At 75.0% G+C, this 6,373-nt stretch carries 6 protein-coding genes and 1 pseudogene; 3 read left to right on the plus strand and 4 right to left on the minus strand.

Annotation, left to right across the window (positions count from 1 at the left end):
• Positions 1 to 129 (minus strand): annotated as a pseudogene (locus tag K6I33_RS36445) (histidinol-phosphate transaminase); the annotation flags it as partial.
• Positions 130 to 134: 5 nt separating this feature from the next.
• Positions 135 to 1,460, minus strand: coding sequence for a histidinol dehydrogenase (gene hisD, locus K6I33_RS29850; protein WP_229357663.1), 1,326 nt, complete (start codon positions 1,458 to 1,460; stop codon positions 135 to 137).
• Between the two features lie 207 nt (positions 1,461 to 1,667).
• Between hisD and K6I33_RS29855 the strand changes: the two genes are divergently transcribed.
• The 3 genes from K6I33_RS29855 to ybaK all read left to right on the plus strand — a co-directional run bounded on the left by K6I33_RS29855 (position 1,668) and on the right by ybaK (position 4,681).
• Complete coding sequence (locus tag K6I33_RS29855; protein ID WP_229357664.1) at positions 1,668 to 3,272, plus strand: oxidoreductase; 1,605 nt, start codon at positions 1,668 to 1,670, stop codon at positions 3,270 to 3,272.
• 121 nt (positions 3,273 to 3,393) lie between these two features.
• A complete protein-coding gene (locus tag K6I33_RS29860) occupies positions 3,394 to 4,131 on the plus strand; it encodes an LON peptidase substrate-binding domain-containing protein (RefSeq protein WP_229357665.1) in 738 nt (245 codons plus the stop codon).
• A 94-nt stretch (positions 4,132 to 4,225) separates the two neighbouring features.
• The gene (ybaK, locus tag K6I33_RS29865) at positions 4,226 to 4,681 is read left to right on the plus strand and encodes a Cys-tRNA(Pro) deacylase (protein WP_374286093.1); all 456 of its coding nucleotides are present in this window, start codon (positions 4,226 to 4,228) and stop codon (positions 4,679 to 4,681) included.
• Between the two features lie 188 nt (positions 4,682 to 4,869).
• On the opposite strand, the gene K6I33_RS29870 is transcribed toward ybaK, so the two are convergent.
• The gene (locus tag K6I33_RS29870; protein ID WP_229357667.1) at positions 4,870 to 5,376 is read right to left on the minus strand and encodes a DUF2567 domain-containing protein; all 507 of its coding nucleotides are present in this window, start codon (positions 5,374 to 5,376) and stop codon (positions 4,870 to 4,872) included.
• 221 nt (positions 5,377 to 5,597) lie between these two features.
• A complete protein-coding gene (locus tag K6I33_RS29875; protein ID WP_229357668.1) occupies positions 5,598 to 6,356 on the minus strand; it encodes an ABC transporter permease in 759 nt (252 codons plus the stop codon).
• Positions 6,357 to 6,373: the final 17 nt, after the last annotated feature.

Below are 6,373 nucleotides of genomic sequence, written 5' to 3' on the forward strand. Positions count from 1 at the left end.
GAGGGGCTCGGGGAGGGGGTAGGGGTTCTCGTTGGTGTTCAGGCGTACGGGGACGTCGAGCTGGGGGGCGCCGTACGGGGACTTGCCGCGCAGTTCGTCCCGGATGGGGAGGTCGTCGATTCCGGTCACGTGCGTCACTTGCCGTCCGGCACCTTCCAGTCGAACCGTGCCTTGACCGCCGCGCCGTGCGCCGGCAGGTCCTCGGCCTCGGCGAGCGTCACCACGTGGCCCGCGACGTCGGCCAGCGCCTCGCGGGTGTAGTCCACGACGTGGATGCCGCGCAGGAAGGACTGCACGGACAGCCCGGAGGAGTGGCAGGCGCAGCCGCCGGTGGGCAGGACGTGGTTGGAGCCGGCGGCGTAGTCGCCCAGGGACACCGGGGAGTACGGGCCGACGAAGATCGCGCCGGCGTTGCGGACGCGGGCGGCCACGGCGGCGGCGTCGGCGGTCTGGATCTCCAGGTGCTCGGCGCCGTAGGCGTCCACGACCTCGAGGCCCTGCTCGATGCCGTCGACGAGCACGATGCCGGACTGGCGGCCGCCGAGGGCCGGGACGATCCGGTCGTCGACGTGCTTCGTGGCGGCGACCTGGACGGCGAGCTCCTTCTCGACCGCGCTCGCGAGCTCCTCGGAGTCGGTGACGAGCACCGAGGCGGCCAGCGGGTCGTGCTCGGCCTGGCTGATCAGGTCGGCGGCGACGTGCACCGGGTCGGCGGTGCCGTCGGCGAGGACGGCGATCTCGGTGGGGCCGGCCTCGGCGTCGATGCCGATACGGCCCTTGAGCAGCCGCTTGGCGGCGGCGACCCAGATGTTGCCGGGGCCGGTGACCATGTTGACCGGGCGGCACTCGTCGGTGCCGTAGGCGAACATGGCGACGGCCTGGGCGCCACCGGCCGCGTACACCTCGTCGACGCCCAGCAGGGCGCAGGCGGCGAGGATCGTGGGGTGCGGGAGGCCGCCGAAGTCGGCCTGGGGCGGGGAGGCGACGGCCATGGAGGGCACGCCGGCCTCCTGGGCCGGGACCACGTTCATCACGACGGACGAGGGGTAGACGGACCGGCCGCCGGGGACGTAGAGGCCGACGCGCTGGACGGGCACCCAGCGCTCGGTGACCGTGCCGCCGGGCACGACCTGGACGGTGGTGTCGGTGCGGCGCTGCTCGCGGTGGACGAGGCGGGCGCGGCGGATGGACTCCTCCAGCGCGGCGCGCACGGCCGGGTCGAGCTCCGCCAGGGCCTTGGTGATCGCCTCGGCGGGGACCCGCACCCGGTCGATCTTCACTCCGTCGAAGCGCTCCGCGTAGTCGATCAGGGCCGCGGTGCCGCGATGATGCACGTCGTCGCAGATGGGCCGCACCTTCTCCAGGGCGGCCTCGACGTCGAGCTCGGCACGGGGCAGCAGGTCGCGGTCGATGCCGTTCACAGGGAAGGCGTCGCCGCGCAGATCGATTCGGGAGATCACGCGGTCAATTGTCTCAGACCCGTCCTGTCGCACCGCTCCCCGTACCACCCAGTGATATGCCGCCAAAGAGTTGATCTTTGGCTGACGGTGGACGGACAATCGCCACTCACCGCCGGTGTTCGAACGGTCACCCGGCGGGAATTGGGCGGGTACGCGGGGCGCCACGGACGGTGCGCGCGCCGCCGTCGCGGGGAGAGGGGGCAGACCGTGACCGAGGGAGCCGTGGGCGCACCGCCCGCCGATCTTGAGCTGACCACCGCCGAACGGGACATGTGGGAGGCCTTCCGCAAGGGCACCACCCTCGATCTGCGCAGCTCACGGCCCGAGCTCAACGACCCCGGCGGGCAGCACGCCTGGGGCCCCGAGCGCACCGTGCGCGCCCGGGTCGTGGCCCTGCTGCTGCTCGGCGGGCCGCCGCCGCACCCCGGCCGGGTGGCCGCGCTCAAACTCAACGGCGTACGGATCACCGGCACCCTGAACCTCTCCGGCGGCACCGTCACCCCCTATGTGGAGCTCCACAACTGCCGGTTCGAACAGCAGCTGCTGCTGCCCGAGAGCACCTTCTCCACCCTGCGCCTGGTCGGCTGCGCCATCCCCCGGGTGGAGGCCGCCCGGATCCGCACCGAGGGCGATCTGCATCTGCCGCGCTGCGTCGTCCAGCACGGCATCCGGCTCACGGACGCCCACATCGGCACCGACCTGCTGCTCAACCAGCTGGTGGTGCGCCGCGACCGGCGCGGGCTGTCCATCGCCGCCGACGGGATGACCGTGGGACAGGACCTCCAGGCCGAGATGATGCGCTCCCACGGCGAGCTGAGCATGCGCGGCGCGACCATCGGCGCCTCGCTGAGCCTGCGCGGCTCCACCCTCAACAACCCCTTCGGCCGCCGCGCGCTCAACGCCCCCCAGCTGAAGGTCGAGCGCACCCTCTATCTGACCTCGGCGGGCCTCGGCTACGCCCGCTACGCCGGCGGCGCCACTCCCCCGTTCGGCATCGCCACCACCGCGCCCGAGCAGAACGCCCGGCAGCGGCGGTTCGAGTGCCTGGGCGGGGCGCGCCTGGACGACGGGCGGTTCGGCGACGCCGTGGACCTCAGCGAGGCCCGCTTCGTGATGGAGGCCGACCAGGAGCTGTCGCTGCGCCGGGTGCAGACGCCCGAGCTGCGCTTCCTCGGGGAGCGGCAGCAGCGCGGCCGGGTGGTGCTGTCCGGGGCGCGCGTGGTCAACCTGGTCGACCGCTTCGACAGCTGGCCCGGCCCCGGCGGGCTGGCCATGGCCGGCTTCACCTACGAGAACCTCGTCCCGACGGGTTCCTTCCCCCTCGCCCGCCGCCTGGACTGGGTGGCGGCGGCCACCCCGGAGTACGCGCCGGAGCCCTACGAGCGGCTGGCGAACGCCCTGCGCGCCAGCGGCGAGGACGCCGACGCGCGGGAGGTCCTGCTCGCCAAGCAGCGCCGCAGACGCGAGACGCTGCCCCCGGCGGGCAAGGCCTGGGGCTACCTCCAGGACTGGACGGTGGCGTACGGCTACCGGCCGGGCCGGGCCGCCGTGTGGATGGCCGTGGTGTGGGCGATCGGCGCCTGCTACTTCTCCTACCGGCCGCCGGCGCCGCTGAAGGAGGGCGAGGGCCCGGCGTGGAACCCCGAGCTGTACTCCCTGGACCTGCTGCTGCCCGTCATCGACCTGGGGCAGGGCACCGCGTGGCGGCCCACCGGCGCCGCCCAGTGGGTGGTCGCGGCACTCACCCTGCTGGGCTGGATCCTCGCCACCACGGTCGCGGCGGGCGCCTCCCGGATGCTGCGCCGGCAGTGACCCGAGCGCCCGGCGGCGGCCCGCGCGGGACCCGGCTCCGGGGGGCGGAGCGGCTCCGGCCGGTCCGCCCCGGGAGAAATCCCCGCTCCGGCGGGCCGCACGGCCATTAGGCTTACCGCCCGTGACCACCGAGCGTCTTCCCCTGTTCCCGCTGAACTCGGTGCTGTTCCCGGGCCTCGTGCTCCCGCTGAACGTCTTCGAGCGGCGGTACCGCGCGCTGATGCGCGACCTGGCGGAGCTGCCCGAGGACACACCGCGCCGCTTCGGCGTCGTCGCCATCCGCGACGGCCACGAGGTGGCCCCCAGCGCCCCGGGCCTCCCGGAGGAGTCCCGCCCCGAGCCGGGACCGGCCTCCGGCTTCGGCCCCGACCCGATCACGTCCTTCTACGCGATGGGCTGTGTCGCGGACGCGGCCACCATCCGCGAACGCCCCAACGGCACGTACGAGGTCCTCGCCACCGGCACGACCCGCTTCAAGCTGCTGTCCGTCGACGCGTCGGGCCCGTATCTCACCGCCGAGATCGAGCACGTCGCCGAGCGGCAGGGCGAGGAGGCCGGGGCGCTCGCCTCGGGCGTCGTCCGGGCCTTCCGCGCCTACCAGAAGCGGCTGGCCGGGGCGAACGACGCCTCGCTGGCGGGCCGGGCGGAGCTGCCGGGCGAGCCCCGGGTGCTGTCCTACCTGGTCGCGGCCGCGGCCGTGCTGGACACCCCGGCCAAGCAGCGGCTGCTCCAGGCGCCCGACACCGCCTCGCGGCTCGCGGAGGAGCTGCGGCTGCTGCGCGCCGAGACGGCCGTCATGGGCAAGCTCCCCTCCCTGCCCGCCGTCGAGCTCACCCGGCGGCCCACCAGCCCCAACTAGCCGACGGGACGAGTCCTTGGCGAAGAAGAACGGCAAACTCAACGGCAAGGTCAACGGCGCCGGCAAGCGGCAGGCCGCGGGCGCGACGCCCGCGATCGTCGCCCTGGAGAAGGCCGGCACGGCCTTCACCGTCCACGCCTACGAGCACGACCCGGCCACCCCCTCCTACGGCGAGGAGGCCGCGGAGGCGCTGGGCGTGGACCCCGGGCAGGTCTTCAAGACCCTCGTCGCCGAGGTCGACGGCGCGCTGACCGTGGCCGTCGTACCGGTCTCGGGCTCGCTCGACCTCAAGGCGCTCGCCACGGCCGTCGGCGGCAAGCGGGCCGCGATGGCCGACCCGGCCGCCGCCGAGCGCACCACGGGGTACGTCCGGGGCGGCATCTCCCCGCTGGGGCAGCGCAAGCGGCTGCCGACCGCGCTGGACGCGTCCGCGCGGACGCACCCCACGATCTGTGTGTCGGCGGGACGGCGGGGGCTGGAGGTCGAACTGGCGCCGGAGGATCTGGCGGCGCTGACGGGAGCGGTGGTGGCCGCGATCGCGCGGCCTTGACGGTGTTCCCGCCCTTCGCTACGACCGAGGGGCGGGCCGCCGCTCGAGCGTCCCGCGAATGGGAGGGGACGCCCATGTCGAAGCGCACCCGCAAGCGCCGGTGGAGGCTGCGGAAGGGACGCGCCAACCACGGCCGTAGGCCGGCGTAGAGCCGGGGCTCCGCCCCGGACCCCGGTCCGGGGCCGGGGCTACCCCTCCGGCCAGTGGGGAACGACCGACGGCTCGGGATCCCGCGGTCCGAACAGCGCCGTCAGCCCCAGGTGCGCGGCCATCGCCGCCATCGGCCACGCCAGCAGCATCCCCTTCGCCCCCAGCCGCAGCGGCGCGTCGAAGACGACGCCCTTGCCGACGGCCCGGGCATGGGCCACCACGTCACTGGTCGGGCCGAGCCGGATGCCCAGCCGCCAGGCGACCAGCGAGGCCAGCAGCGAGCCGACCGCCAGTCCCACGACGATCGCGATGCCGCCGGCCCGGCGGAAGAGGAACACCAGGGCCGCGCTCAGCGCGCCGAGGACCAGGCCCAGCAGCCCGAACCAGCCGTCCGCGCCGATGGCCTGCTCGCCCTCGGTGTTCTTCAGATAGACGGCCTTGCCGTCGGAGATCAGCGGCACCCGGGGCGCCAGCCACGCCCACAGCAGACCCATCAGCACACCGGCGACCGTCACCGCCACGAGCACGACGGCGGCCTGCCGCAGCTCCGCGCGCGCCTCCTCCCGGGCCCGCGCGCGGTCCTGCTCGCGGTCCTGCTCCCGCGCCCGGTCGTCCTGCTCGGCGCCGTCGGCCCCGAGAACGGGCCCGGAAGGCCCGGAGGTGGCGTCGGAGGAGGAGTCGTCCTGCGGTGTCAGCGGTGCGGTCACCCCGCCATCGTGCCAGGTCGACGCGGACGCCCCGGCGCCAGGAGGGTCGGTGTGGCGCGTCACCGCACCGCCGCCCGGCGGTAGGCCCAGGTGGCCACGGCCAGCGACACCACGCCGACGGCCGCGCACACCCCGAGGTCGGCCAGCACCAGCAGCCAGTCCGGGTGGGCGTCGAACGACCGCGCGAACGCCTCCACGCCGTAGGTCGACGGCAGCAGATCCCGCGCGAACGCGACCGGCGCCGGCATGTGCGCGGCCGGCAGCACGCCCAGCAGCAGCGCCGCCGACATGCCCAGCTGGCCGCCCAGCGTGGCGAGCTCCTGGCGCGGGGCCAGCAGCCCCAGGGCGGCGCCCAGTCCGGCGAGGGCCGCGCCCGACACCGGGATCACGGCCGCCAGCACCCACAGGTGCGCCATCGGCAGCTTGAACAGCACACTGCCCACCACCGCCGTGACGAGCGTGCCGGGCGCGGTGAAGGACGCGTACGCCCCGGCCGCCCCCAGCACGACCGCGGCGGGCGGCACCGGCAGCGTCGCGTAGTGGTCGAGGCCGCCGCCGGCGCGCAGCTGACCGAAGTACTGGGCGAGGAGGTTGAGCGCGACGAACGCCACGACCAGGACGCTGGAGCCGGCCACGACGGACCGGGCCTCGTCGCCGCCGTCCACGACGCCGCGCATCATGACCATGATGCCGACGGACTGGAAGGTCGCCACGAACAGCAGCGGGATCCGCGCCACGCGGGCGCGCGAGAGCTGCGCCCGGTAGACGGCCGCCAGCGCGGGCAGCATCCGCGCCCCGGGCGCCAGCGGGGCGCGGATGCTGCCCGCGCTGGCGG

The sequence above is a fragment of the Streptomyces sp. UNOB3_S3 genome (genome assembly GCF_020740895.1).
In the GTDB taxonomy this organism is placed as follows: Bacteria; Actinomycetota; Actinomycetes; order Streptomycetales; family Streptomycetaceae; genus Streptomyces.